General features: G+C 60.6%; 19 protein-coding genes. 11 read left to right on the forward strand and 8 right to left on the reverse strand.

Annotation, left to right across the window (positions count from 1 at the left end; all coding sequences use genetic code 11):
• The first annotated feature begins 75 nt into the window (after positions 1-75).
• Together NYR50_RS15835 and NYR50_RS15840 are read left to right on the forward strand one after the other, a co-directional pair.
• Positions 76-2,505 (forward strand): TonB-dependent siderophore receptor, encoded by a 2,430-nt coding sequence (locus NYR50_RS15835; protein WP_418137555.1) that lies wholly within the window; start codon positions 76-78, stop codon positions 2,503-2,505.
• Complete coding sequence (locus tag NYR50_RS15840) at positions 2,505-3,728, forward strand: MFS transporter (RefSeq protein WP_418137556.1); 1,224 nt, start codon at positions 2,505-2,507, stop codon at positions 3,726-3,728. The genes NYR50_RS15835 and NYR50_RS15840 overlap by 1 nt, the downstream gene beginning before the upstream one ends.
• A gap of 57 nt (positions 3,729-3,785) precedes the next feature.
• Here NYR50_RS15840 and NYR50_RS15845 read toward each other — a convergent pair whose 3' ends face one another.
• On the reverse strand, positions 3,786-5,768 hold the full coding sequence (locus NYR50_RS15845) for a phosphatase PAP2 family protein (RefSeq protein WP_418137557.1): 1,983 nt from the start codon (positions 5,766-5,768) through the stop codon (positions 3,786-3,788).
• A 24-nt stretch (positions 5,769-5,792) separates the two neighbouring features.
• On the opposite strand from NYR50_RS15845, the gene NYR50_RS15850 reads away from it, so the two are divergent.
• A complete protein-coding gene (locus NYR50_RS15850) occupies positions 5,793-5,957 on the forward strand; it encodes a hypothetical protein (protein ID WP_418137558.1) in 165 nt (54 codons plus the stop codon).
• Positions 5,958-6,001: 44 nt separating this feature from the next.
• On the opposite strand, the gene NYR50_RS15855 is transcribed toward NYR50_RS15850, so the two are convergent.
• Positions 6,002-7,282: an ABC transporter substrate-binding protein gene (locus NYR50_RS15855; protein WP_418137559.1), complete on the reverse strand. Its 1,281-nt coding sequence runs from the start codon at positions 7,280-7,282 to the stop codon at positions 6,002-6,004.
• Between the two features lie 194 nt (positions 7,283-7,476).
• On the opposite strand from NYR50_RS15855, the gene NYR50_RS15860 reads away from it, so the two are divergent.
• The 6 genes from NYR50_RS15860 to NYR50_RS15885 are packed head-to-tail and all read left to right on the forward strand — an operon-like array spanning position 7,477 to position 15,617.
• On the forward strand, positions 7,477-9,999 hold the full coding sequence (locus tag NYR50_RS15860; protein WP_418137560.1) for a hypothetical protein: 2,523 nt from the start codon (positions 7,477-7,479) through the stop codon (positions 9,997-9,999).
• A gap of 13 nt (positions 10,000-10,012) precedes the next feature.
• Positions 10,013-11,107, forward strand: a complete 1,095-nt coding sequence (locus tag NYR50_RS15865) for a glycoside hydrolase family 88 protein (protein WP_174011978.1) — start codon at positions 10,013-10,015, stop codon at positions 11,105-11,107.
• Between the two features lie 5 nt (positions 11,108-11,112).
• A complete protein-coding gene (locus NYR50_RS15870) occupies positions 11,113-12,465 on the forward strand; it encodes a glycoside hydrolase family 28 protein (RefSeq protein WP_418137561.1) in 1,353 nt (450 codons plus the stop codon).
• Positions 12,465-13,568 (forward strand): ABC transporter ATP-binding protein, encoded by a 1,104-nt coding sequence (locus tag NYR50_RS15875; RefSeq protein WP_418137562.1) that lies wholly within the window; start codon positions 12,465-12,467, stop codon positions 13,566-13,568. Before NYR50_RS15870 ends, NYR50_RS15875 begins: the two co-directional genes overlap by 1 nt.
• Position 13,569: 1 nt before the next feature.
• Complete coding sequence (locus tag NYR50_RS15880) at positions 13,570-14,565, forward strand: carbohydrate ABC transporter permease (protein ID WP_174011972.1); 996 nt, start codon at positions 13,570-13,572, stop codon at positions 14,563-14,565.
• A 2-nt stretch (positions 14,566-14,567) separates the two neighbouring features.
• A complete protein-coding gene (locus NYR50_RS15885; RefSeq protein ID WP_418137563.1) occupies positions 14,568-15,617 on the forward strand; it encodes a carbohydrate ABC transporter permease in 1,050 nt (349 codons plus the stop codon).
• Between the two features lie 9 nt (positions 15,618-15,626).
• On the opposite strand, the gene NYR50_RS15890 is transcribed toward NYR50_RS15885, so the two are convergent.
• On the reverse strand, positions 15,627-16,673 hold the full coding sequence (locus NYR50_RS15890; RefSeq protein ID WP_418137564.1) for a LacI family DNA-binding transcriptional regulator: 1,047 nt from the start codon (positions 16,671-16,673) through the stop codon (positions 15,627-15,629).
• Positions 16,674-17,116: 443 nt separating this feature from the next.
• Here NYR50_RS15890 and NYR50_RS15895 point away from each other — a divergent pair, with 443 nt between their 5' ends.
• Both NYR50_RS15895 and NYR50_RS15900 read left to right on the forward strand, forming a co-directional pair.
• Positions 17,117-18,274 (forward strand): efflux RND transporter periplasmic adaptor subunit, encoded by a 1,158-nt coding sequence (locus NYR50_RS15895; protein WP_418137565.1) that lies wholly within the window; start codon positions 17,117-17,119, stop codon positions 18,272-18,274.
• Positions 18,271-21,414 carry an efflux RND transporter permease subunit gene (locus NYR50_RS15900; protein WP_418137566.1) on the forward strand — a complete coding sequence of 1,048 codons (3,144 nt, stop codon included), beginning with the start codon at positions 18,271-18,273 and terminating at the stop codon, positions 21,412-21,414. The genes NYR50_RS15895 and NYR50_RS15900 overlap by 4 nt, the downstream gene beginning before the upstream one ends.
• A gap of 42 nt (positions 21,415-21,456) precedes the next feature.
• Here NYR50_RS15900 and NYR50_RS15905 read toward each other — a convergent pair whose 3' ends face one another.
• The 5 genes from NYR50_RS15905 to NYR50_RS15925 all read right to left on the reverse strand — a co-directional run bounded on the left by NYR50_RS15905 (position 21,457) and on the right by NYR50_RS15925 (position 26,865).
• Entirely contained in the window at positions 21,457-21,804 is a 348-nt protein-coding gene (locus tag NYR50_RS15905) for a cupin domain-containing protein (protein WP_418137567.1), read from the reverse strand.
• Between the two features lie 53 nt (positions 21,805-21,857).
• Complete coding sequence (locus NYR50_RS15910) at positions 21,858-23,183, reverse strand: NAD(P)/FAD-dependent oxidoreductase (RefSeq protein ID WP_418137568.1); 1,326 nt, start codon at positions 23,181-23,183, stop codon at positions 21,858-21,860.
• A gap of 12 nt (positions 23,184-23,195) precedes the next feature.
• Positions 23,196-24,086 (reverse strand): ABC transporter permease, encoded by an 891-nt coding sequence (locus NYR50_RS15915; RefSeq protein WP_418137569.1) that lies wholly within the window; start codon positions 24,084-24,086, stop codon positions 23,196-23,198.
• 42 nt (positions 24,087-24,128) lie between these two features.
• Positions 24,129-25,079 carry an ABC transporter permease gene (locus NYR50_RS15920; RefSeq protein ID WP_418137570.1) on the reverse strand — a complete coding sequence of 317 codons (951 nt, stop codon included), beginning with the start codon at positions 25,077-25,079 and terminating at the stop codon, positions 24,129-24,131.
• Positions 25,080-25,203: 124 nt separating this feature from the next.
• Positions 25,204-26,865 carry a peptide ABC transporter substrate-binding protein gene (locus NYR50_RS15925; RefSeq protein ID WP_418137571.1) on the reverse strand — a complete coding sequence of 554 codons (1,662 nt, stop codon included), beginning with the start codon at positions 26,863-26,865 and terminating at the stop codon, positions 25,204-25,206.
• Positions 26,866-26,955 lie beyond the last annotated feature (90 nt).

Consider the following 26,955-nt stretch of genomic DNA (forward strand, 5'->3'; position numbering starts at 1 on the left):
GGCCCGCCTTTTCACACTAGGCAATCAGGACCCGTTTTTACGGGCGGCATGAGATCACGAGTGAGAGGGAATGACATGAATTTGGGCAAGCAGGCACGCGGCTGGTTCTGGCTGACGACGACGGCGATCATCGGGGGCATCGTCGCGGCAGGTCCGGGCGCCACGACCGCCAGAGCGCAGACACCGCCGGCCGCAAGCGGTGCGCCCGCCACCGTCACCGTCTCCATTCCCGCCGGCCCGCTGGAAAACGCCCTGCTCACTTTCGGCCGCCAGGCCAATCTGCGCATGGTCTACCCGTCCGCGATCACTAGGGGCCGCAGCACTGCCGGCGTCAAGGGCACGCTCAGCGTATCGACGGCCGTCAGCGGGCTTCTGGCCGGATCGGGGCTGAACTATGCATTGGCCGGCGGCAACACCGTCCGCATTTTCGACCCCGCCAGCCAGACCGGTGAAAGCGGCGGCGCGGCTGCCGCCGGCAGCACCCTGCTTGCGCCGGTCACCGTGCAGGGCACCGGCCTTGAGGGCGCCAGGGGCATCATCGAGAGCAATGGCTATGTCGGCAAATCCGGCCGCACCGCCACCAAGACCGATACGCCGATTGCCGAAACCGCCCAGTCCATCACCACCGTCAGCCGCAAGCAGCTCGACGACCTGAAACCGCAGAACCTCTCGGAAGCGCTGAACTACACGCCCGGTGCGCGCATCGGCCAATATGGCGCGGAGCCACGCTTCGACGCCTTCAAGGTGCGCGGCACCGATCTCAGCACGACAGGCATTTTCCGCGACGGGCTGCGGCAGGTCAGCAGCCAGAACGGCAGCGCCCGGCTTGAGCCCTATGGCGTGGAAGCGGTTTCCATCCTGCGCGGTCCCGCCGCCTCCATCTATGGCGCCAGCAGCTCCGGCGGCATCGTCGATATCATCTCGAAACGCCCGACCGAAGAGACGCTGCGCGAGGTGGAGCTGCAATATGGTTCCTTCGGCCGCGTGCAGGGCGCTTTCGATCTTTCCGGCGCCGTCGATGACGAGAAGACCATGCTTTACCGCCTGACCGGAGTTGCCCGCGACGGCCGCAACGAAATCAGCGCCATCAAGGACGACCGGCTGTTCATCGCGCCGGCCTTCACCTTCCAGCCGGATGCAGGCACCAAGCTGACGCTGCTCGGCGAATATATGGACAGCACCACCGGCGGCACCTGGGGATACATCAACAAATATGGAGCCAGCGGCACCTCCATCGGTGCGACATCGGTATATGGCGGCGATTCCCGTTTTAATGATTTCGAGCAGAAACAATGGCGTATCGGCTATGAGTTCGAGCACGAAATCAACGACAACGTCACCTTCTACAGCAAGGCGCGTTATTCGGCCCTTTCGGCCGACCAGCAATGGGTTTTCGCCAATTATCCCGGCATCACCATCGAGGATAATGAAGGCGTTTCCGCAGATAATTACCTCAAGACCGAATTCGACACCGGCCCGGCGAAACATACGCTGCTGACCGGCATCGATTTCAGCCACATGTCCTACACATCGAAACAGGGCAGCGGGCCGGACCTGTTCACCGACACCTATACCTATACGCCGGATGTATCGCTGATATTGACCCAGCGGATGAACACGCTCGGCATCTATGCGCAGGATCAGGTCGAAATCGACCGCTGGCGCCTGACGGCCGGCATCCGCCACGACTGGCTGGACACCGAATATCAGGCCCAGACGGTCGGCGCGGCAACGGCTCCCACCTATGACGGCGATGAAACCAAGACGACCGGCCGCGCCAGCCTCGGTTATGTCTTTGACAGCGGCGTGATGCCCTATGTCAGCTACGGCACCTCCTTCGTTGCCAATCCGGGCGTCATCATCACCACGGGAACGGTAACGGGCCAGGCGCAGCCGACGGTCGGCAAGCAATATGAACTCGGCGTCAAATATGCCCTGCCGCAATATAACGCCCTGCTGAGCGCCGCCTTCTTCAATCTCGATCAGGACAATGCCACGGTCTACGAGACCTCCTCCGGCATCAACCTGCTGCGCCAGCTCGACCTGCGCTCGCGCGGTATGGAACTCGAAGCCACGGCCTCGCTCGACAATGGCTGGAGCCTCATCGGCTCCTATTCCTATAACGACGTTGAAATCACCAAACTGACATCGGAAACGGTGGGCAAGCAGCTCAATTCCTCGCCCTATCACACCTTCTCGCTGTGGGCCGATTACGAGTTCCAGGAAGGCGCGCTGGAAGGCCTCGGCATCGGCGCGGGCCTGCGTTATGTCGGATCGAGCTTCGGCGACAACCAGCACACGCCCATTCTCGACAATGAGGCCCGCACCTTCGTCGATGCATCGTTGCGCTACGATCTCGGCAAGGCCCTGCCCTCGCTGGAAGGCGTGAAACTGCAGATCAATGCCACCAACCTTCTCGATGAGGTGAAACAGGTCTGCACCACGGGCTTCTGCTATTATGACGAAGGCCGCAAGGTCGTCGGCAGCATCCGGTATCGCTTCTGATGCTGCAGCAGAACCCTGCCACAACCAAGCCCTCGCCGGCCGCCGTCTTCGTGGCGGTCGGCGGGCTTTATGTCGGCCAGAGCGTGATTGGCGGGCTGACCTTTCTCGGCCTGCCGGCGGTGCTCAGAACCGCCGGGCTGCCGCTGGACCAGATCGGCCTGCTTTACCTCGTCGTTCTGCCCTGGGCGCTGAAATTCCTCTGGTCGCCACATGTGGAGCGTTACCGGCTGCCGCCCGTCGGCAAAAACCGCTCGCGGGTGATCGTCGGCACGGGCATCGCCGCCTGCGCCTGCGGCCTCGCTGTTCTTGCCTTCACCGGCCCGTCGCCGGTTGCCGTCGCAATCGCCATCCTGTCGGTGATCGCACTGGTGACGGCAACCGTCGACATCGCCTGCGACGGCTACGCGGTCGAAACGCTGGCGGAAGAGCATCATGGCTGGGGCAATGCCGCACAGGTGGGCGGCTCCTATCTCGGCTCCGCCATCGGCGCCGGCCTGTTTCTGGTGCTGGTGGAACGCGCCGACTGGATGAGCGCCACGCTGGTCATGGCCGGACTGGTCATCCTGCTCGCGCTCCCCTTCCTGTTCGGCCCGGCGGCAAGAACGGTCACTCAAACACGGGAACACCTGCCATCAATCAAAAACGCGCTCAAGCGGCGGGAAGTCCGCACCGGCCTTCTCGTTGCGGCGGTTTATGTCGCCGCGCAGAAATGGGGTCTCGCCATGCTCGGCCCGTTTCTGGTCGACTATGGCTTCGATCTCGCCACCATCGGCGCGCTGAATGGCGTCGGCAGCATGATCGTCGGTTTCGCCGGCGCGCTGCTCGGCGGCACGCTGGTACGGCTCTACGGGGCGTCACGAATCCTGCTCATCGCCATCTTCATGCAGACGGCGCTGTTGTGCCTTTTCGCCTATTTCAGCGTTCATCGCGATATTTCGCAATGGGTCGTCATGGCGGTTGCGGTGGCAAGCTCGTCGGGCATCATGTCCATTGGCTTCGTCGCACTTTACGCCTGCTTCATGGGCTGGTCCGATCCCCGGCAGGCAGGCGTCGATTTCACCCTGTTCCAGTGCATGGATGGCGTTGTCGGCATGATCGGCGGGCTGGGCGCCGGCGCGATTGCCGAAAAATTCGGCTATCAGGCCTCCTTCATCATCGCCGCCATCGTTTCGGTGCTCGCCGCACCGGTCATCTTCCTGCTGATGCGACGGCAGAACTCCTGAACCGAAGCCTCCGGGCGCGGCGGCTCAAGCCACGCCCGGCAGGCCTCTTGCATCGGCCTATTCGACCACCACCGACAGTGCCGAGCCGGTATAGACCGGCCGCACCTGCACATTGCCCGCATCGATCGCGGTGAAGGTTCCGGTCAGGCCGTTGGCGGAAATCACGTCGAGCCGCGTGCCGGCGGCCGGTACGCCGCCATCAAAAGTGAGCTTCAGCGTTGCGCCCTCCAGCACCACATTGCCATTGACGTGCAGCGGCGCCTTTTGCGGATCAAGCGCCAGCGTGCCGCCCGACTGCTGATAATCACCACCAATAACAACGTCCTTCCCGCCGCCGAGCGAAATCGTGCTGCCGCTCACCAGCACGCCGCCGGTTCCAAGGGCATCGGTGGACGAGGCCACCAGCGTTCCGTCCCTGACGATCGTACCACCGCTGTAGCTGTTATTGCCGCTGAGCGTCAGCACACCACTGCCGGATTTGACGAGACGCCCTGACCCGGCAATATCGTTCGTCCAGATGTCCGCCGCATTAAAGCCGCCGGCTGCGGCATCCATGGTCACCTCGACATCGCCGTTAAACGCGCCATAACCACCGGCGGCGGCAACGAGATTGATCCGGCCCCAGCCGTTGCTGTCGTCAAGTAGCGGATAACCGGCCTCGATGCCGGTGGAAAACAGCACGGCGCGGCGCTGGGCGGCATCGAGATAGGGCAGACGCGTTTCCAGCAGAACCTCGCCCCCCTTCGGCACCACCATCGCCGCGTCACCCGCGGCCTTGTCGCGGCTGAAGGAGAAGGTCATGCGCCGGCGATAATCCGCACCGTTCTTCGCCGCATCGGCAAAGCGGTCGACATCAGGCTTTGCACCATGGGCAAAATCGATGAGGGACTGGCCCTGCGGCAGGCGTTTGGCGAAATAGGCCTGCACGGCATCATGCGCGGCCTTCTTCACCTCGGCATTTTTCGGGTCCTGCAACATGGCGGCAGCCATGGCGGTTGCGGTGATGCGGCCGCCGATCACGTCGAGCGGCGAATGCATGCCGGCGACGATGCGGCTCTCCCCGAGTTCGGAGGCCGCCGTCAGCAATTCGGAAAAGCGCTCCGGCACCGCATAGGCATAGGCGATGGCGGCCAGATAGGCGGCATTGGTGTGCCCGCTCGGAAAACCGCCATCCTTGCCGCGGCCGCGATTTTCGCGGGCATATTTCAGTGCCGGCACGATGACACCAGGGTTGCTGTCGTAGCTTTCGAATGAGCGGTCGCCAATCGTTTCCTTGCCGGTCTCGATGACCTCACCCTTGTCATTCATGCGCCAGGGTCGCGGTGTGGAATAGAAATATTTCGCCGGCGATGTCGTACCCTCAGGGCCGCGGATTACCTTCATGAAGGCGACGAAATCCTTCAGCTCGCTATCCGCCGCACCCGCCTCGGTGCCCTTATCGTCTTCCTTGCGGGTGATGACGTCGTTCGGGTCGAAATCGGCAAGCGTATGATTGATCGTCGTCGTCGCACCCGCCCCTTCGCGATACCAGTCGGCAAGCGGGCCCATGCCGTCGATGACGCTGTAACCCTGCGAGCGGCGGTCGTTCATATAGGCTTCGAAAGCCGCTGCGCGGGTGCGGTTGTCGCCGGTCACGGACAGTACATAACGCATGTTTTCCTGCCAGACGACGGGATCGACGATCTTCACATGGCTGAAATCCGGCGGACCATCGCCGTTGGCGCCGCCATCGGCCCATTTTTCATCGCCAAGTGTCCAGATGTGGTTGAAACCCGAGAGGATTTCGATGATCGGATTGTCCCGGTCGTCATAGGCGCGGACCTCCTCGCCTTTGGCATTCTTGCCGGTCTGGTTGCGGTAATTGTCGGCAAGCGGCAGCGGATAGGACGCGGCCAGCTCCGGCACCGTGATGGCATAACCCTGGCCAGCCGGTCCGTTGCTATCGAATGCCGCAGCGCCTTGAACGAGAACCAGCAATGCGGCGGAGGCAAGCAGGGTCGAGCGTGCGGACGGAAAAGACGACATATTCAGTTTGGCCATGACGAATCCTATGATTTTAAGCGAATGACGCGTGACGAAAACAGGCGACTCGGTTTTCCGCGCGCCTTGTCATCAGGTTTAAACGGCGCTTATTTCAGTTTTTCGATGGGAATGATCGAGGCCGCATATGCGGCAATATCCGCTCGCAAGGAGGGGATGGATATGCCCGAAGAAAGGCTACGGGCATGATCTTCGATGGCTGCATTCTTCCGGCAAGGCCGGATGAGTGCCGATTATTTTTTGACCGCAACCGCCTCGTTGATCTTGGCGACATCGTCTTCCAGAACCTTGTAGGTCTGGTCGAGCGTCAGCTCGCCGACGATCAGCTGGCTCATGCGCTGGACGATCTGCTGATACATGGCGCTGCCGCCCTTGGCGCGCTCGAATTCGCGGGCGGCCTGCGGCACGTTCTTCTTGTTGTCGAGGAAGACCTGCATCGCCGCCTTGGCGTTTTCGCTCTTCAGCTTGTATTGCGGATCGGCGATCTCCGCACCCGTCAAGATGACGTAGTTTTCAGCGATTTCCCGTTGCACCTTCTCGGAGCCGAGGAATTCGATGAAGTGGGCCACGTCTTCAGGATATTTGGTGCGCTTGAAGCCGACGATCGCGGTGCCGCCGGGCATGGCGTAGCAGCCGGCATCGCCGCAGGGCGCATTGATCGCGGTCCACTCGAAGCTATCGCCGATCTTGTTCTGGAACGGATTGACCATCCAGTTGCCGGCCAGATACGTCACGACATTGCCGTTGACGAACTCGTCACCCATGTTCTTGTACTGAGAACCGCCGGCAGCACCCCACATTTCCTTGGGGAAGCTGCCATTCTGCGTCCATGAAAAGAGATCGGCGATATATTTCTTCGCCGCATCATCAGGGAAGCTGAACTTGCCGTCCTTCACATAGGTCGACCCATACGAAAAGGCGCCGCCGGAGAAACGGTGGCCGGAACGGTCCATGGTGAAGGGAATCTGAACGCCCGTCGCCTTGGCGACACGGGCGGATGCGTCGACGATCTCGCCTAATTTCGCGGTCGGGCCAGGCAAGGGTTCACCGGCCTGCTCGAACAGCGTCTTGTTGACGAAGGGCAGGTTCAGCGTCTGCGACGCCATATAGCCATTGATCGACTTCGGATCGTTGACATTGGGCAGGCGCAGCTGGTCGAGGCTTGCACCGTGCAGCTTCGCGAAGGCTTCCGCATCCTTCATATAAGGCCGCATGTCGAGATAATAGGGCGCCAGCTGCCAGTCGGTGATCTTGGCGATGTCAGGGCCCTCGCCCACCGCCAGCTGCACCGGCAGCTGCTTGGAAACCGCATCATAACCCGACGATACAAAATTGATCTTCACATCAGGATTGGCTGCCTCGAACTCCTTGCTGAGCGAGGCCATGCGCTGCACGTAACCCTGGTCGTCATCCGTAAAAAGAAACGTGATCGTGCGGGTCTCAGCCTGGGCAGCCGCCAGACCGGCGACGGAGGCTAATACAAGGGCGCTGACCCCCGAAAACAATTTCATCATGCTCATCCTCCCAATGAAAACATTTTCACAAATCGAATAAAAGCTCCTCTGCCAAATTCGATTTATAATGTTTTGCGGCTTGACAGAATAAACGTCAAGCTGTTTGTTTTGCGTAAATTGCACGGATCGACGCAGATAAGCGAAATTCTGGTCGTGAAAATAATTTCATTATCGATCGACGGGAGGCGATCCATATGACGGATGCAGCATTAGCGGCAAGCGCCTCGCAGCCGACCTATAGTGTCGGCAACGGCGAGACGGTAACGGCATGGATCGTCTCGGATCTGGTGGAGACATCGTTTCCGGGCACCCCGGCACCGGCAGAAGATCGGGTCAATTACCGCTTCATCAACGGTTTCGTTGATGTGGGTGACCTGCCCTGCCGCAAGGCTTTCCAGCAGACCATGATCGGCCGCGACATCAAGCCTGATACGGACTGGCCGGTGTCGCATCTCAACCTGCCGGGTTCCAACCGCCGCGTTGAATTCACCGGCTTCTGGCATGTTCCCACCCATGTGCAGCGCTGGCTGAAAGGCACCTTCCGCAGCGATGCGGCAAGGCAGGCGCATTTGCGGCTTCGCACCTGCGGTGGCGTGCGCATCTGGGTAAACGGCGTCGAACAGCTGCGCTTCGAACCCTTCATCCGCAATGTCGAAAGCAGCCGCGATATCACACTTGATCTGGCGGCCGGCGACAATGAGGTGCTGCTGCTCTGCGAAGATCTTGCGGAGCGCGACATCATCTGGTTCTTCGAGCTTGAGGTCATTGATGCCGTGCCGCTGACCGTCGTGCTGCCGGTCCCTCTCGATCGCGAGGAGACGAAACGTCTGGCCGCGCTGGTGCGTGACGTGCATCCTGCCCGCGACGTATTTTCCGGCAGCGCCCTCGAGCTTGTCTTCGGCGCAGCACCCACGAGCGACCTGCCGGTGCACATCGCAGTCAAAAGCCATGGCCATGAGCGCGCCGCACTTGCGGATGTCGAGACCGTGCTGAAGGCCGGGCAATCCTCGCTGACGATCCCCGAGACGATTGGCATTGCCGACGGGTATCACGGCGTCAGGATCACCCTCGGATCGGGAGCCGGCACCGTCACCCGCGTCATCGACGCTGCCTTCATGCGCGATATCGCGCCGGAAGCATCCCGCGGTGACATCAAGGAGCGGAAAAAGGCGGCCCTCTCCTTCAGCGCCCGTTTCGGCGCCTGGCGCATCGGCCGCGCGCTCGCCATGGTCGCGACCGGCAGCGATGACATCAAGACGATCGGTGGCATCGTTGACGCGACGCTGCACTCCATCGACCGGCGCGAAGACTGCTCCGATTTCATCATGATCCCGCTGCTCTGGCTGGTGCGCGCCTATGGTGATCGGCTGCCGGCGGACATGCGGGCGCGCATCGATGCCTCGATCCTCGACTATCGCTACTGGGTGGACGAGCCGGGCAATGACGTCATGTGGTTCTGGAGCGAAAACCACGTCCTCTGCTTCCATACCAGCCAGTTGCTCGCCGGCGACTATCTGCCGGAGGCCACTTTCACCGCCTCTGGCCGTACCGGACGCGAACAGGCGGCGCTGGCGGCGGACCGGCTGGGGCGCTGGTTCGACAGCGTCGAGGCGCATGGCCTCGCGGAGTGGAATTCGGCCGCCTATTACCCCGTGGATTTCATCGGCCTGCTGGCCATCGAACATTGGGCAGGGCCGGAACTTGCCGCCCGCGCGCGCCACCAGCTTGATCTCATTTTCGAAATGATCGCGCTGCATACACTCGACGGCGTTCCCTCGGGTTCTCAAGGGCGAGCCTATGACAAGGAGTTGCGCGCCGGGCCGCTGACGGAGCTGGCGCCCTTTGCCGAGGTCGCCTTCGGCAAGGGCTGGCTCAACAACGGCGTCGCCTCGCTGCCGATGTTCTGCTGCGGCGATTACCTGCCACCGGCGCATCTTGCCGCCCTTTCCCAGCTGACAAGCGGCCGCATGGTAGAGGCGCGGTATGCGCAGGGGCTGGAGCCCGGCAAGCTCGTGCTGTTCAAGAACGAAGCAGCCCAGCTTTCCACCGTTGTTGACCACAAGACCGGTCGCGGAGGGCACCAGCAGCATGTCATGGACATCAAGCTTGCCGGCCACCCGATGGCGCGGCTCTGGGTCAATCATCCCGGTGAGGACGATCCATGGGGCACGCAGCGCCCTTCCTACTGGGCCGGCAGCGGTATCCTGCCACGCGTGGCGCAGCACCGCGATGTGGCGATGATGATCTTCGATACCGGGGATCACCGCAATGACTGGACCCATGCCTATCTCGGCCGCGACGGGCTGGACGAGGTGGTGATGGACGGTAACTGGCTCATCACCCGTTCGGGCCGCGGGTTTGCCGCCCTATATGCGACAAACGGGCTTGAACCCGTCACCTCTGGCGCCACTGCCAACCGCGAGATCAGATCGCCCGGACGTAGGGCCGGCTGGATCGGCGTCATCGGCTGCGGCGACGGGCAGGCCTTCGCCGGTTTCCGTGAGAAAATTCTCGCCACACAGGTCACCTTCGATGCCGAAAGCCTGTTGCTCAAAGTCACGCCACGCGGCGGGCCAGACCTCACCCTCACCTGGGACGGCAGCTTCACCATCGGCAGACAGGCCATGGCCTTTGACCATGACCAACCGCAACCGAAAATCACCTTCGACAGCGCCGATCCCACCTCGGACGGCGCGGCACGCCCCTTTTACTCCTAAGCGGAATGACCAGATGAACCAGCCAAGCATGGAAAAAGACACTCTCCGGACGACCATCGACAATGTCGCCGCCGCCTTCAGTCGCCTCAAGGGTATACAGGAAGGTCTGGTCAGCGGCGGTTCCGATGGCAAAATCCAGTTCGACGAATGGGACTGGGAAGTGGGTGTGGGCCTTTACGGCTTCCTTCGCCGGGCGCTCGCCGCCAATGACCAGAAGGCATTGGACGATCTCGTGACATGGTACGGCTGGCAGATCGACCGTGGCCTGCCGCCGCGCCAGATCAACAGTTCCGCGCCGATGCTGCCGCTCGTCATCCTGACAGAACATGTCGACCGGCCGGATTTCCGCGCACTGGTGGAAGACTGGGCCGACTGGCTGGTGCATGAATTGCCGAAAACCGAAGATGGCGGTTTCCAGCATGTCGTCAAGGAGCGGCTGAATGAAGGCGAATTATGGGACGACACGCTGTTCATGGCCTGTCTGTTCCTCGCCCGCGCCGGTGTGGTCTGCAAACGTCAGGACTGGATCGACGAGGCCGTCTACCAGTTCCTGATCCATGCGCGGTATCTCTCCGACCCCGTCACCGGGCTGTGGTATCACGGCTGGACCTTCAACGGCCGCCACAATTTCGCGGACGCCTTCTGGGCGCGCGGCAATTCCTGGATCACCGTCGCCATCCCCGAGCTCTTCGAGCTGGTGCCGACACTTGCCGGAAAGGACAAACGTTTCCTCGCCAATGTGCTTTCAAGCCAGGTGCGGTCGCTGAGAAAATATCAGCGCGAAGACGGCATGTTCCATACGCTGCTCGATGACCCCACCTCACCGGTCGAAACATCGGCAACCGCCGGCATTGCCTATGGCATCCTGCGCGGAATCGAGGCCGGCATTCTCGGCGAGGAGAACCGGCCGCATGCGGAGCGCGCACTGAAGGCGGTGCTCGGCAATATCGATGATGAAGGCGTCGTTCACGGTGTCTCCGACGGCACGCCGATGGGACACGACCTCGATTTCTACCGCCGCATCCCCAATCTGCCCACGCCCTATGGGCAAGCGCTGACGATGCTGCTTCTGATCGACGTTTTTCTGAAAAGGCCAAGAGCATCGTGACTATCATGAACACCAGTCAGGACATCACAGTTGCAGCAGGTGGCCTTGATGCCACGGCGGCCATCCAACAGGCTATCGATGCCGTGTCATCAGCAGGCGGCGGGCGCGTGTCTCTCTCGGCCGGGCGTCATGTCAGCGCCGGTCTCCATCTCAAAAGCGGCGTGGAACTGCACCTTGCCGAAGATGCGGTGCTTGCTCCCGTTTCCGATTACGACGCTTACGCGCTCACCCGGGTTTCGGTGATTGCCGAAGACTCCGATCGCGGCATGATCATCGCGAAAGGCGCAAGCAATATTGCCGTTACCGGTCCCGGCCGTATCGAGGCCGGGGGTGAAAACTTCATCATCGGCGATGACGCGGCCATGGGAACCTATGTCCCGGCGAAAAAACGCCCGCGCGTGATGGTGCTGGAAGCCTGCCGCAACGTGCGCCTCGAAAACCTTCATGTCAGCGGCTCACCCATGTGGACGCTGCACATGGTCGATTGCGAGGACCTCCATTTCCGCAACCTGCGCATCGAAAACGACCGCCGCCTGCCCAATACGGACGGCATCGTGCTCGATGCCTGCCGGCGCGCGCTGATCGAGGACTGCTTTATCTCGACCGCCGATGACGGCATCTGCCTCAAAACCAGCGCGGGGCCGGATGGCAAGGCCGTGGGGGTCTGCGCCGATATCACCGTGCGCCGCTGCACCGTTTCCAGCATGAGCTGCGCGCTGAAACTCGGCACGGAGTCCTTCGGTGATTTCACCAATGTGGTGTTCGAGGATTGCAAGGTCGTGCAGTCCAACCGCGGCATGGGTCTTTTCTCCCGCGATGGCGGCGCGATGCGCAACATCCGCTTTTCGCGGATCGAGACCGAGTGCCACGAGACACCGGGCGGCTTCTGGGGTTCGGGTGAAGCGATCACCGTCACCGTCGTCGACCGCCGTCCCGAACGGCAGGCCGGCCGGGTGGAAAACCTCGTGGTGGAAGATCTTGGCGGCTCCATGGAAGGGGCGATCAACCTCGTCTCCACCTCAAAGGCGGGCATTCATTATGTCAGGCTGGAGCGTATCACGCTTGGGCAGCAGCCCGGCAAGCTCGGCACCGGCCTGCAATATGATCTGCGCCCCACCAATGCCGACATAGCGCCAAGTGCCGATGCGGCCGGCCGCGCCAATGCCTGGACACAGGATGCTGAGGGCCGGATTGTCGGCATGGAGGATTATCCCGGCGGCATGCCGGCGATCTATCTTTCCGGCGTTCACGGATTTTCGGCTGATAATGTCGCCATTAAAAGAGCGATGCCCTTGCCCGAGGGCTGGAATATCAAAGAGATCGTCGCGACGACGGGCTCTGATGAAGGGAGCATGTGATGGGAAGTCTGAAACTCGAAAACCTCAACAAGGCGTTCGGCGCCGTTCATGTGCTGCATGATATCGATCTTCAGATCGAAAACGGTGAATTCGTCGTTTTCGTCGGCCCCTCCGGCTGCGGAAAATCGACGTTGCTGCGCATCATCGCGGGGCTTGAGGACGTCTCCTCCGGCACCATCGGCATTGGCGGGCGCGATGTCAGCGCGCTGTCGCCGGCCGAGCGCAAGATCGCCATGGTTTTCCAGTCCTACGCGCTTTATCCACATATGAGCGTGCGCAAGAACCTTGCCTTCGGTCTGGAAAACCTGCGCTTCAAGCGGGCCGAAATCGAAAGCCGCATCAACGAGGCGGCGCGTATGCTCGCCATCGAGCCCTATCTCGACCGCAAGCCGAAACAGCTTTCCGGCGGCCAGCGCCAGCGCGTCGCCATCGGCCGCGCCATCGTGCGCGAGCCTGACATCTTCCTGTTCGACGAACCTCTTTCCAACCTCGATGCGGCGCTGCGCGTGCAGACACGCGCCGAAATCACCCGGCTGCACCGTGATATCAAAACGACGATGATCTATGTCACCCACGATCAGGTGGAAGCCATGACCATGGCCGACAAGATCGTGGTGCTGCGCGCCGGGCGCATCGAGCAGGTGGGCAGCCCGCTTGAGCTTTTCGACAATCCGCGCAATCTCTTCGTCGCCGGTTTCCTCGGCTCGCCGCGCATGAACATGCTGAAGGGCACCATCACCAAGGGCGAAGACGGCGGCATCGCCATCGATGCCGGTTACGGCGTGTCCCTGCCCTGCCTTGTCGATCCGGCGGCTGTCAGTCCCGGGCAGGCGGTTCTTGCGGGCATCCGCCCCTCGCATTTCACCATCGCGGATACCGGCCTGCCGTTCGAGGTTCAGTATCATGAAAGCCTCGGCACCGAGACCTATCTCTACGGCAATATCAAGGGCGAGAAAGAACAGATCATCGTGCACCAGGCAGGCCATTTCTCCCCCGCTTCCGGCTCGTTTCTGAAGATCATGGCAGCGCGGGAAAAAGTGCATGTCTTCGATCCGGCCACCGAACTGGCACTTCCGCGCATCGCGAGCGAAGGGAGAGGTTAGCATGGCCAATCCGACGCTGGCGAGACTGTCCGACCGTGCGCTCGATGCCGTGATGGCGATTGCCGAAGTGCCGCTCAACTTCATCGAGCGGCTGATCGGCAAAAGGCGCATGCCCTATATCTTCCTGATGCCGAACCTCGTCCTGTTCGGCATCTTCACCTTCCTGCCCATTGCGATTGCCGTCGGTTACGCCTTTACCGGCGGCACCGAACTTCTGATCTCCGACCGCCCCTTCGTCGGCTTTGAGAATTTCGGCAAGCTGCTGGATTGCCAGAGCTATATGGACCCCGGAAGCTGCCGGGAATCGCTGTTCTGGACGGCAATCTGGAACACGCTGTGGTTCGTCGCCTTCAATGTCGTCGCCACGCTGCTGGTGGCACTCATCACCGCGCTCATCCTCAACCGGGCGATCGCCGCGCGCGGTTTCTTCCGCGCCATGTTCTTTTACCCCGTGCTGCTGTCGCCCGTCGTCATCGGCCTCATATGGAAATGGTTTCTGGACCGCAACGGCCTGCTCAACGCCTTCTTCCAGATGCTGGGCGTGCCGCCGGAAATCTTCCTGCTGGATGTCGGCTGGTCGCGGTTCTTCGTCGTTGTGGTCTCGGTCTGGTTCCACATGGGCTTTTATACGCTGATCCTGCTCGCCGGCCTTCAGGCAATCCCGAAGGACCTCTATGAAGCCGCCGCCATCGACGCCGCCTCACCCCGGCGCACCCTCCTGCGCATCACCCTCCCGCTTCTCGGCCCCAACCTGCTCGTCGTGCTCATCCTCTTGATGATCCGCTCCGTGCAGATCTTTGATGAAGCATGGGTTCTGACCAATGGCGGCGGACCGGGCACGGCCAATACATTCGTGGTGCAATATATCTACCAGATGGCCTTCGGCAGCGATCTGAGGCTCTTCGGCCTGGCATCCGCCGCATCGGTTCTGATGGGCCTGGTGCTTCTTGCACTCACCCTCGTGCAGTTGCGCCTCGGCAAAAAGATGGAGTCCTGACCATGTCCAACGCCGTCTCTTTCCTCACACGCACCCGCCGCCCCGGCCGGATCGGCCTCACCGATATCCTCTCTTGGGTCTGGCTCATCGGCGGCACGCTTGCCGTCCTCATCCCGGTCGTCTGGGCCGCCATGTCATCGCTGAAACCGGAAGCCGAAATCACAAGGTTTCCGCCGAGCCTTCTGCCGCGCGCCGCCGTGCAGGTGGAAGTCCAGGGTTACGACAAGCCGCTCAGCCTGTGGAAAGCCACCATCAATGACGTGGAGCGGGAAATGGCCATGGTCCGCCGCGTCGGCCTGAAAGCCCAGATGGTCGATCCGGCCAATCCCGGTCCGCCCGTCAGCGTCGATACCCGCGAAATAACGCCGGTTCAGAAACTGACCATCGCAACGGAGAATTTTACCGATCCCCTGACCCAGTTCAGCTTCCTGACCTTCCTCAAGAATTCTGTCTTCGTCACCTTCGTCGCAACGGTCCTGACGCTGATCGTAAACGCCATGGCGGCCTTTGCGCTCTCGAAGTACCGTTTCCGCGGCGAAAAGGCGATCTTCGTGCTGATCATCTCCACCCTGATGATCCCGCTCACCGTCGTCATGGTGCCGGCCTATCTCGTCATCGTCGGTGTCGGCCTCGTTGATAATCTCTGGGGCGTCATCATCCCCACCGTCGCAACACCGACGGGCGTGTTCTTGCTCCGGCAATATATGCTGACCATCCCGGACGAGCTCATCGAGGCGGCGCGTGTGGATGCGGCAAGCGAATTCCGCATCTTCTGGCGCATCATCCTGCCGCTCACGGCACCCGCACTTGCGGTCCTCGCGATCTTCTCTGTGCTGTGGCGCTGGAACGACTTCCTCTGGCCGCTGATCGTTCTCAGCAGCCGCGAAAACTTCACGCTGCAGGTGGGCCTCAACGCCTTCCAGGGCGAGTTCTCGGTGCAATGGCACTATATTCTCGCCATGACCTTCCTCAGCCTCGCACCCGTCACCGTCGTGTTCCTGTTTCTACAGCGTTACATCACGACAGGCATTGCCGGCACGGGGATGAAGTAATCCCGGACATCACCTGGGGGGCGGCGCGATGCTGCCCCTCAACACCAGCCGACAACCAAGTTCCAGCCGATGCGCCGGACGTGTCGGATCGGCTGCCACCAGCCGCTGCTCCAGCAGTGCAAGGGCCGCACCGCCCACCCGGTCGGCCGGCAGCTGGATGGTGCTGAGCGGCGGCGCGCTGAAGGCCGCCGGCATGATATCGTCGAAACCCAGCACCGAGACATCATCCGGCACCCTGATTCCAGCCTCCGTCAGCGCCTTCAGGCAGCCGAGCGCCAGATTGTCGGCGGCACAGAAGATCGCCGTTGCTTTTCGAAGCGGACGCTCCTCGGCCAGCAGCCGGCGAATGGCGGCCTCGCCCCATTGCGGCTCATAGCTTTCCACCTCGACAACCATATTCGAAGGTACGGCAAGGCCCGCCGCGAGATAGGCGTCGCTATAACCGTCATAACGACGCCGGATCGTCGTGCGCCCCTTCCAGGTGATATGCAGGATATTGCGATGCCCGAGTGACAGCAGATGCTCGATGCCGAGCCGCGCGCCAAAACGGTTTTCCGCCGTCACCGTATCGACGATCATGGCCGGGTCTTCGCCATTGATGAGCACCACCGGCCGCCCGAGCGCCGACAGCGCCTGGACCAGTTGCGGCCTGTCATCATTGAGAACCACGACCCCATCGACATTGTCGCCATCCGCTGCCGCCGCCACGGCAACCGGATCAATCCGGCTCGTTGTGCTGACATAGGGAACGATGCGAATGCCGCGCCGCTCGCATTCGCGCCGAAAACCGTTCAGCATCGTCCAGCTGACCATGTTGAGGTCGCTCTGCGGGGCGGCGTCATTGGTCATGGCCAGCAGCACGACACGCAGAGTAGCGATCGTCGCCTTCTGCCGGCGGTTTTCGAGATAACCGAGCGTACGCGCCGCCTGCAGCACCCGTTCGCGAACCTGCGTGGTCAACGGAGCGGTGCCATTGATGGCATGCGAAGCCGTGCTCAGCGAAACATTCGCCTCCCGCGCCACGTCCTTAAGCGTCGTTTTCCGGTCTATTTTCATAAAGGGGAAATCCAACCACTTTTCTTCGGACGGTGCGAACAGAAAGCCTGCCCCACGCAGTCGATCTGAAGAATAGCCGTGCCTGTTTGCTGCGCTCTAGTCGCTGGAAGACTACAGCATCATCCGTAAACGCGGAATTGATTTCTCTGGGTTTTCTGACGCCTACCAAGTTCGCGCCGAGTGAATTTTGTAATCATCCTTCTTTTATAGCCTCAGATGTAACGTCTGCCCGCAGCCGGCAGGGGCGAATAGCCGTCAGAGAATATTTCAATGCTAAATAGCTCGTCTTCGGCGTTGCGAAGGTCAACCGTACACCGCCTCGGCATGGCGGTCCCTAGGTAGACACCTGGCGTCCATCAAACCGTAAGGTTTGAATCAACGGACTCGCCCTGAACCAAAATCGTCGTCGTGCGTTAAATGGCGGTTTTTATGGAGTGGCAAACATGAAGAAGCCGACGTTAGACGTGCTTGCCGCTCCCCGCGGCCTTGTGCTGTTCGGTGTTTCGACAGCGTTCCTTTCGATCGTTCCAGTCGTTGCGTCCGCCGATGAGGTCCGCGCGGTGCCCATCACCGCCGTGACTGTGCACACGGAAACCATCCCACGCGTCATCAACGGCATCGGGACGGTTGCCGCACTGCAGTCCGTGGTCGTGCGGCCCCGTATCGATGGCCAGGTCACCGGGATTTCCTTTGTCGAAGGTCAGGTTGTTAACAAGGGTGACGTGCTGATGACGCTCGACGATCGAGAGTTGACGTCCACACTTGCGTCAGCAAGGGCCAAGAAGGCGCAGGACGAGGCACAGTTGAACAGCGCGCGAACCGACGCGCAACGCTATACAAGCCTTGCCGAAAAAGGAATAGCGTCGGCGGCCACACTCGAACAGAAGACCGCATCAAGCGAACAATACGCCGCAGCCGTTCAATACGACGACGCGATGATCAAGAACGCCGAAACACAACTCGGCTTTGCGACGATCACGGCGCCGCTTTCGGGACGAACCGGGTTCAAACAGGTCGATGTCGGTAGCGTCATCAGCGCAAGTTCGACGGATGGCATCGTCACGATCACGCAGATGGATCCGATCGGGATTTCGTTCGTCGCACCCGGCGACAGGTTCGGTGACATCAGGCAAGCGCTGAGCGAGGGCGTGGCCGAGGTGACGCTCGTGACGACCGACGGGTCTCGCACGCTTGCCAAGGGTCGCTTGACGACGATGGACAACGCGGTCGACGGATCAAACGGGTCTATCCACCTCAAGGCGACTTTTGACAACAAGGAGGGTGCGCTGTGGCCGGGCCTCCCCGTCGCGACTATTTTAACTGTCGAAAAGCGGAGAGGCGTGGTCGTACCGGACAAGGCTTTGGCTCGCGGCCGCGACGGGCTCTACGCCTACGTCGTCGGCCCGGACGGCAAGGTCGCAAAACACGCCGTCAAGACGGCCTTCGTGACGGACGCCAGGGCGCTGGTCACAGAGGGTATCGCCGATGGCGATCAGGTCGTTATGGATGGCCAGTCACGCATCGGCGACGGTGACAAGGTCGAGGTGACGCCATGGATAGGTTCGGCGACCGGCGAGTTAGCCGGGAATGCAACGCCATGAGCGAGGATGTCCGCGCCACAAAACAGTCGTCGGCTTCAGGCTTTTTCGATTTCTTCATCATGCATCCGGTTGCCACCGGGTTGATCATGGCCGGCATCTTTCTGGTCGGGGCGATATGCTATCCGTTCATGCCGGTGTCGGCGCTGCCGCAGATCGATTTTCCAACCGTCCAGATCGCCGCCAGTCTTCCCGGCGCTTCACCCGAAACCATGGCGTCGAGCGTCGCGCAACCGATCGAAGAAGCTCTGTCCCGTGTCAGCGGAATTTCGGAGATGACATCGAACAGCTCGCTCGGCACCACCTCGATTACCGTGCAGTTCGGTCTCGACCAGGATATCCAGACGGCGGCGAGCGACGTGCAGACCGCCATCAGCGAAGCGGCAGGAAAGCTTCCAAAGGACATGACGACGCTTCCGACCGTCAGGAAGGTTAATCCGGCCGATGCGCCGATCATGCAGCTTTCGGCAACCTCCGATACCCTGACGCTTCCGCAGCTTGACGAATATATCGAGCGCAACATCGCCTCCAAGATCGGGCAGGTCTCGGGCGTCGCTTATGTCAACATTGGCGGCAAGCAGAAACCGGCGATCCGCATTGCGGTTGATCCTGGTCGGCTTGCACAGGCAGACGTCACGCTTGAAGATGTCAGGTCGGCCATTGGGGGGCTGAGCCTCAGCGCGCCCAAGGGCAATATAGACGACCCGACCCGAACCTTCCCGATCTATACCAACGACCAGATCGGTAGCAGTGCCGAATGGAACGACGCGGTCATTGCCTATCGCAATGGCGGCCCGGTGCGCATCCGCGATATCGGCCAGGCGGTCGATGGCGCGGAAGACAACAAGATGGCGCACTGGACGAATGGTGAGCGGGGGATCGCGCTCGACGTCTTCCGCCAGCCCGGCGCAAACGTCATCGCGGTCGTCGAAGCGGTAAAGGAGCAGCTTCCGGCCCTTCAGGCGTCACTGCCGAAATCCATCAAGCTCGAACTCGTCACAGACCGGACCACGACGATCCGCGCATCCGTCACCGATGTCCAGTTCACCTTGATGCTGACGATCGGGCTGGTGGTCGTCGTGATCTTTCTCTTCCTGCGAAACCTGCGTGCTACGATCATTCCCGTGGTGACTTTGCCGATCGCGCTCGCCGGTTCGCTTGCACCGATGTGGGTTCTCGGCTTCAGCCTCGATAATCTGTCGCTCATGGCCCTGGTTGTGGCGGTCGGCTTCGTTGTCGATGACGCAATCGTCATGCTGGAAAATATCACCCGTCATATCGAGGATGGTGTCGAGCCGCTGCAGGCGGCGCGCAGCGGAGCCAACGAAATAGGCTTCACGATCATTTCCATAAGCCTTTCGCTGATCGCCGTCCTTATCCCCATCCTCCTCATGGGCGGGATTGTCGGACGAATGTTTCGCGAGTTCGCCGTCACGTTGACCGTCGCGATCATCATTTCCGCCGTCGTCTCCATGACCCTGACCCCGATGCTGGCATCGCGCTTCATCCGCAATGTCGACGAGACCAGCCACGGCCGGTTCTACAAGGCGGGTGAAGTGTTTTTCGAGTTGATCACGAACCTCTATGTTCGCAGTCTGGCGCCCGTGATCCGCTTCAAATATCTAACCCTCGCATTCTTCCTGGGAACGGTCGCAGCAACCGCATATCTCTTTATCGTCATCCCCAAAGGCTTCTTCCCGGAGCAGGATACCGGTTTTATCGGCGGGCTGTCACAGGCGTCGCCGGATATTTCGTTTACGGAAATGGCAAAGCTTCAGGAGCGGGTCAGCGCGATCATCATGAAGGACCCCGCAGTCTACAGCGTCTTCATGGACATTGGCGGCGGAAATGGCGGCAACGCGATGAACCAGGGCCACCTCAATATCACTCTGAAACCGCTTGAAGAACGCGACGTCAGTGCCAAGGAGGTAATCGCAAGGTTGAGTACCGCACTCAACGCCCAGCAAGGCATCAAACTCTTCATGCAGTCGGCACAGGATATAAACATCGGAGCCCGGCCGGCAAAGACACAATACCAGTTCACGCTGCAGGACGCTAACATCCAGGAACTGGGCGACTGGGCGACAAAGATCACCAGCAAGCTGCAAGGCCTGCCTGCGCTGCGGGACGTCGGCAGTGACCAGCAGGCCGAAGCCCCGAACCTGTTCGTCAAGATCGACCGGGCCGCTGCGACGCTCTATGGCGTTCTGCCATCGACAATCGACGACACGCTTTACGACGCCTTCGGCCAGCGCCAGGTAGCCTCTTTTTCGACCCAGACAGATACCTTCCGGGTGATCCTGGAGGTGTTGCCAAACCTGCAGCGCGATCTCTCGACGCTCGACAGGCTTTCGGTGAGGGCGACGAACGGAACTCTGGTGCCATTATCGGTTGTCGCCAAGTGGTCAACGGATGGGGTGGCTCCCGTTTCGATCTCCCATCAGGGCCAATCGCCGGCGGTGACCGTCTCCTTCAACCTTTCGCCATCGGTCGCACTCGGGCAAGCGACCGCAGCAATCGAGAGCGCAGTTGCCGAGATGCATCCGCCAGGCTCCTTGCAGACGAGCTTCTCCGGCAGCGCCAAGGCGTTCAAGGAATCGCTGGCAACGATACCGCTGCTCATCCTTGCTTCTCTGGTCGTCGTCTACATCATTCTCGGCGTCCTCTACGAAAGCCTTGTTCACCCGTTGACCATTCTCTCCACCCTGCCCTCCGCTGGTCTCGGGGCGTTGCTCGCTTTGGAATTTGCCGGCTTCGACTTCGGACTTGTGGCGATGATCGGCGTCATCCTATTGATCGGCATCGTCAAGAAAAACGGCATTATGCTCGTCGATTTCGCGATACAGGCGGAGCGCGAAGAAGGCCTCAGCAGCGAGGATGCTATCATGAAGGCGGCACGGATGCGGTTTCGCCCGATCCTGATGACGACGATGGCCGCTCTTCTCGGAGGCCTTCCGCTCGCCATCGGTCATGGTTCGGGGTCGGAACTGCGCCAGCCTCTCGGCTACGCCATCGTTGGCGGCCTACTGGTCAGCCAGTTGTTGACGCTTTATACGACGCCGGTCATCTATCTGCTACTGGATAAGGTGCGGGGGAAGCGTGGCCAAGCCCGGCAATCCTTTGCTCAAGGTCACGCAAGCTGACGACGTCATGCCATCGCAGTTTTCGGCACTATCCCCCCAGCCTCATGGCTTCGGAATGACGGTTGCGAGCTTGCGAAACGGCGAGAGGATTTCGAGACGGCTTGGCACGCCCTTGGCGATGCTGATGATCGATCCGGGGCCAATCTTCACCGGGTCGGCTTTGGCCTGCGAATACATTGCCTCGCCCTCTACGACGACAAAGGTTTCCTCGAGGTCGCGACCGGGATAGTTGTAGACGCCGGGCTCGGCCTTCCAGACGGCGACGATCGTGCCATTTTCGACCTGATCCTGCCATATCTGGCGACGATAGGACCCGCCGTCACGGCCTTCGGCCGGCATGGCCGGAACAAGATCTACGTCATCGGAAATATTGAAAATCGGCATGGTCATGGGAATTCTCCTTACTCTGTCAATGTTGGCATGGGTCTGATGGCCGTGCTGGTTCAGGCATGGGGTGGCAGGTCCGCCCCAGCCAGTTTCGTGGATATGTTGTCGCGCAGCCGGTAGTAACGCAGCATCATTTTCGGTGCGAAACCCATGTAGAAGGGCGCAGCCTTCAGGGGTTCCAGCTTCAGGCCCAGTTCGTTTTCGGGTAGGCCGAACGCCCACTCCGAAAGAATGGAACCGAGCATCGAGCCGGTTGGCACGCCGCGGCCCGAAAGCCCGGTCAATGCCACAACCCCCGGCGCCAGATCGTAAAAACGGGGAACAGTGCGATATTGCATGTCGAGTTCGCCGAACCAGAAATAGTCCCAACGGATTTCTTCGCGAAGCTGTGGATGCAGCCATTTGAGCCGGTCGCTCATGACCTGTCGAGTATAGGTCATATCGCGGCCACGGCGTCCCATCGGGAACATCGATGCGACGATCCGGCCTTCGGCATTGTATTTATAGACGTAGATATCGCCGCGACCATCATGAATGGTCGTGTTCTGCGGCAGGACGGTCCGGCGTGTCTCTTCGGAGAGGATTTGCGTGGCGGCAACGAATACGCGCTGAATTTTGAAGGTTCGGTCGAGTTTGGGCCAGCCGCCAACCGTATAAGCGCCGGTGGTAAAGATCACTTTCGACGCGATCACCTCTCCGCGATCCGTCGTCACCTTCCAGCCGCCGCTGACGTCGCGCTCGCAACCCGTCACTGTCGTACAGGTGAATATCTTCCCCCGTTCCTGGATCACAGCCCGGCCAAGACCGCGGGCGTAACCCAGCGGATTGAGATGGCCTGCCTCCTCATGCAGCCAGCCACCGTGAAAACGCGGACTGCCGGTGACCGCCGTCACCTCGTCACGGTCGAGCAGCCGGGTTTTTGCGCCTGCCGCATTATAGGTTTCGACCTTGCGCCTGATCTCATCCATCGCGCCCTTATGCGGTGCGCCCATCACATAACCGTTCTGCACCCATTCGCAGTCGATCTGGTAGTCGCGGATCATGCTGGAGACGCGGTCATTCGCCCGCGTTTGCCGCTCGATCAACCGTTCCGCGAAGGGTTCGCCCAGCATGCCGCGCAGCTCGGGCAGGCTATAATGAGTAAAAGTGGGCGTGCAATGCCCGGCATTGCGCCCGGACCCGCCAAAGCCGATTTCCTGTCGCTCCAGAAGCACCACGTTGACGCCGGCTTTCACCAGTTCCAAAGCGGTTGTCAGGCCGGTATAGCCTGCGCCGACGATGCAGACATCGGCCTGCACGCGACCGGATAGAGGCTCCGTATGCGGCGCAGAAGCTGCTGTCGCATACCACAGCGTCACGTCGAAGGGTGAGAACGAGACCATCCGCCCATGCCCTCAGTTCAGGTCGCTGCGCGCATCGAGCGCATCACGAAGCCCGTCGCCGATGAAATTGAAGCTGGTGACGGCAAGGGTGATGGCAACGCCCGGCACGATGGCGAGCCATGGCGCCTTTTCGAGATATTGCTGCGCGCCGTTCAGCATATTACCCCAGCTTGGCAGCGGCGGCTGGATGCCATAACCGAGAAAGCTGATATAAGCTTCCAGAAGGATGGCGCGCGCAACCGTGAGCGTGGCAGCGACGATGATGGGGCCAACGGCGTTCGGCAGCAGTTCCCGGAACATGATCCAGCCATTGGGCAGGCCGAGCATGCGGGCCGCCATGACGAAATCTCGCTCGCGCAGAGACCGTACTTCGGCCTCAACCAGACGGGCAATCTCCATCCAGCTGGTGACGGCGATGATGACCGTGATCATGAAGGGGCTGGGCTTGACGAAAGCGGCAAGGGCCAGAAGCAGGAAGATGCTGGGAAAAGACAGAAACGCATCGACGAAGCGCATCAATATCGCGCCGACACGGCCACCATAATAACCGGCAACCACGCCGATGATGGTGCCGATCAGCGTCGACAGAACCATGGCGAAGAAGCCGACAAGCAGCGAGATGCGGCCGGCATTGAACAGGCGCGCGGCGATGTCACGCCCGAGCGGATCGGTGCCGAAAATATGGGAGCCGGTCATCGGCGGCGCGAAACGGGCGCGCAGATCGATGAACAGCTCATCATAGGGCAGAAGATAGGGCCCGACCACGCAGGCAAAAATCATGACGGTGATCATGACGAGGCCGAGCACGGCCAGCTTGTGACGGGCGAAACGGCGCAGCGTGCGGTTCTGCCACCAGTGGAATCGCGGTGCGGCCGATGAGGGATGAGGTGTTGCAGCGGACATGGTCTTTCCTTCGGTTGGGTGCGGCGTTTCGTCGATCCGGCCCTATCCGAGCCGGATACGGGGATCGACGAGAGCGACCAGGAGGTCGGCGAGCAAGCTTCCCAGCAGCACGAGAATGGCGGAAAACATCAGCAGTCCCATCACGACGGGATAGTCGTGATAACCGAGGCTATCGAGGAACAGGCGGCCCATGCCGGGCCAGGTAAACACCGTCTCCGTGACAAGCGCGCCGCCGAGGATTGTCGGAAGCTGGAGACCGGCAAGGGTGATCATCGGCAATAGCGCATTGCCGACGACGTGTTTCATCAGCACCCGGCGCGGGGTCAGCCCCTTGGCACGGGCGGTGCGAACGAAGTCCTGATTGATGACATCAAGCGTCGCGGTGCGCATATAGCGGCTCCAGACAGCGATGTTGACAAGGGCGAGTACCAGGCTTGGCATGATCAGGTGGATTGCATAGTCATAAAAGGACTGATCGCCGATCGTGTACATGTTTCCGGCTGGCAGCCATTTCAGCCTGAGCGCGAAAACATAGATGGCCACCAGCCCGAACCAGAAGGTGGGAATAGACAGGGCCACCATCGCTCCGACCGTCGCGGTGTAATCGAACAGCGTATACCGTTTGGTCGCCCCTTTGATGCCGAGCCACGTGCCAACAAGGATGGATATGACCGTTGATGAGACCATCAACAGAAGCGTCGCGAACAGATGCCCTGAGATGATGTCGAGAACCGGTCGCTGGTCGCGATAGGATTTCCCCCAGTCGCCTTGCATCAGACGCCAGGCCCATTCGAGATATTGCACCGGCAGGGGTCGGTCGAGGCCCATCTGGTGGGCGATACGGTCGAGCGCCTCCCGCGTCATGCCGGGCGTCAGGGCAAATTGCGACAATGGCCCACCGGGCGCGAGATTGAGGATCGCAAAACCGATGATCGAGACGAGCAGCAGAAGCACAAGGCTCTGCCATATCCGATGGAGAAGAAAGGTCAGCATGATGAGGCTCCAGGTCGCATCGTGGAACTGGCTCAAAACCATCCACGAATAGCCGTCAGAGTGCCGGCTGTTTCAAAGCCGGCACTATCGCGTCGATTGAGCGGAAAACCCTGCGCGGCAGGCTTTATGCCACGCGCCAGGTAGCGACGTTCCACGTATCAATGCGGGTGTTGACGTTTGGCGTCACGTTTTCGACGCCCTGCTTGTGACCACGCACCGTTGCGTATTGGAACAGCGGCAAAAGCGGCAATTCCCTGCGCATGATTTCCTGGATCTTCAGGTAAACGGCCTTGCGTTCCTCCGGCACAAAGAGGCTGCCGCCCTTGGCCAGGAGATCATCGACATCCTTGTTGACGAATTGCCACGTATTCTGGCCCGAGCCGCCTTTTGCACCGCTTGACGTGGAGCGGAAAAAGTCTGAAGTGTCCGGGTCCGGGCCGGTTAGGAAATCGAGTCCGACGATAACCGAATCGAACTTCGACAGCATCCAGTAGTCACCCCACATGACAGCCGGCGGCAGGTTGGAAATGGTCATCTCCACGCCGATATCCTTGAAGGATTGCTGCATGTATTGCTGAACCTGCTCGCGGATATGATTGCCGGCTGTCGTGGAGCAGGTGAAGGCGAGCTTCACACCATCCTTGGCGCGAATGCCATCGGCGCCGGGCGCCCAGCCTGCATCATCCAGCAGCTTTTTCGCTTTCTCGATGGAATATTCATGCTTGGGAAGATCGGGATTGTAATAGAAAGACTGCTGCGGAACGTAGCTTTCGGTGGGTGTCGGCAGACCGTAATAGAGCGCCTCGATAATCGACTGTTTGTCGATCGCCGCATAGAGTGCTTCTCTTACCGCCGCATCCTTGAACTGCGGTCGCTCCATGTTGAATGAGAGCGATTCAATCGTCGAGCCCGGCACGACATTGACCACCTTGCCGGCTAGGTCCTTCGCCTCGTCATAATGGTCGGGCGTGATCCATTGCAGACCCACAACGTCAATGTCGCCGGTCTTGAACTGGGTGTACATGACGTTGAGGTCAGGCACATATTTGTAGACCAGACGCTCGATGTGCGGGCCATCACCGAAATAATCCGTGTTGGCGTCGAGCAGGATGTAGTCGCCTGCAACCCTCTCCTTCCACTTGAACGCGCCGGTTCCGACCGGTGCGTTGTTATAGGCGGCGGTATTACGGTCGGCTTCTGCGCCGAGAAGATGCTTCGGCGTAATGAAGGTGGAGGCAAGGATCGAGGGATAGGGCGCGAAAGGCTTCTCCATCCTCCAGGTGATTTCCGTTGGCGAAACCACCGTCAGATCGCGCACGAATTCATGTCCGGTCTTGCGCCAGGAACGGAAGTTCGGATCGACCAGAAGTTCGAGCGTGAACTTGACGTCTTCGGCGGTGAACGGCTTGCCATCGTGCCACTTTACGCCGTCGCGCAGCATGACCTTCCAGTTAAGACCATCGGCGGAAATGCCGCCATTTTCGACCGTCGGCACTTCAGCCGCAAGAGCCGCGACGAAGGCGCCCTTCTCATCGACATAAAACAGCGGGTCGAAGATGCTGAAATGGATACCTTCATCGACTTCGATATGCGGCATGTGCGGGTTGAAGACGGTTGGCTCCTGCGAGAAGCCGACCGTCAGCTGGCCTTTGGCGTCCTTGCCCTGCGCCATGGCGCGGGAAAAACCCGGAAGACCGGAAAGGACGACGCCGGATGCGCCGAGCGCCAAAAGGCCAAGTGCCTGGCGGCGAGTGGTATTGATAAGCGGCTTGTTCTGGTCGGACATTTTTAGTTCCCCTTGTTCCGATGGTTGAACACGACGATTATTTTTGCTTCCGCCTCTCTGGGCGGTACTACTCCCATCAGCAGTTGCCTG

The organism is Agrobacterium sp. El2ro-1b, from assembly GCF_048298475.1.
Taxonomy (GTDB): Bacteria; Pseudomonadota; Alphaproteobacteria; order Rhizobiales; family Rhizobiaceae; genus Agrobacterium; species Agrobacterium fabrum.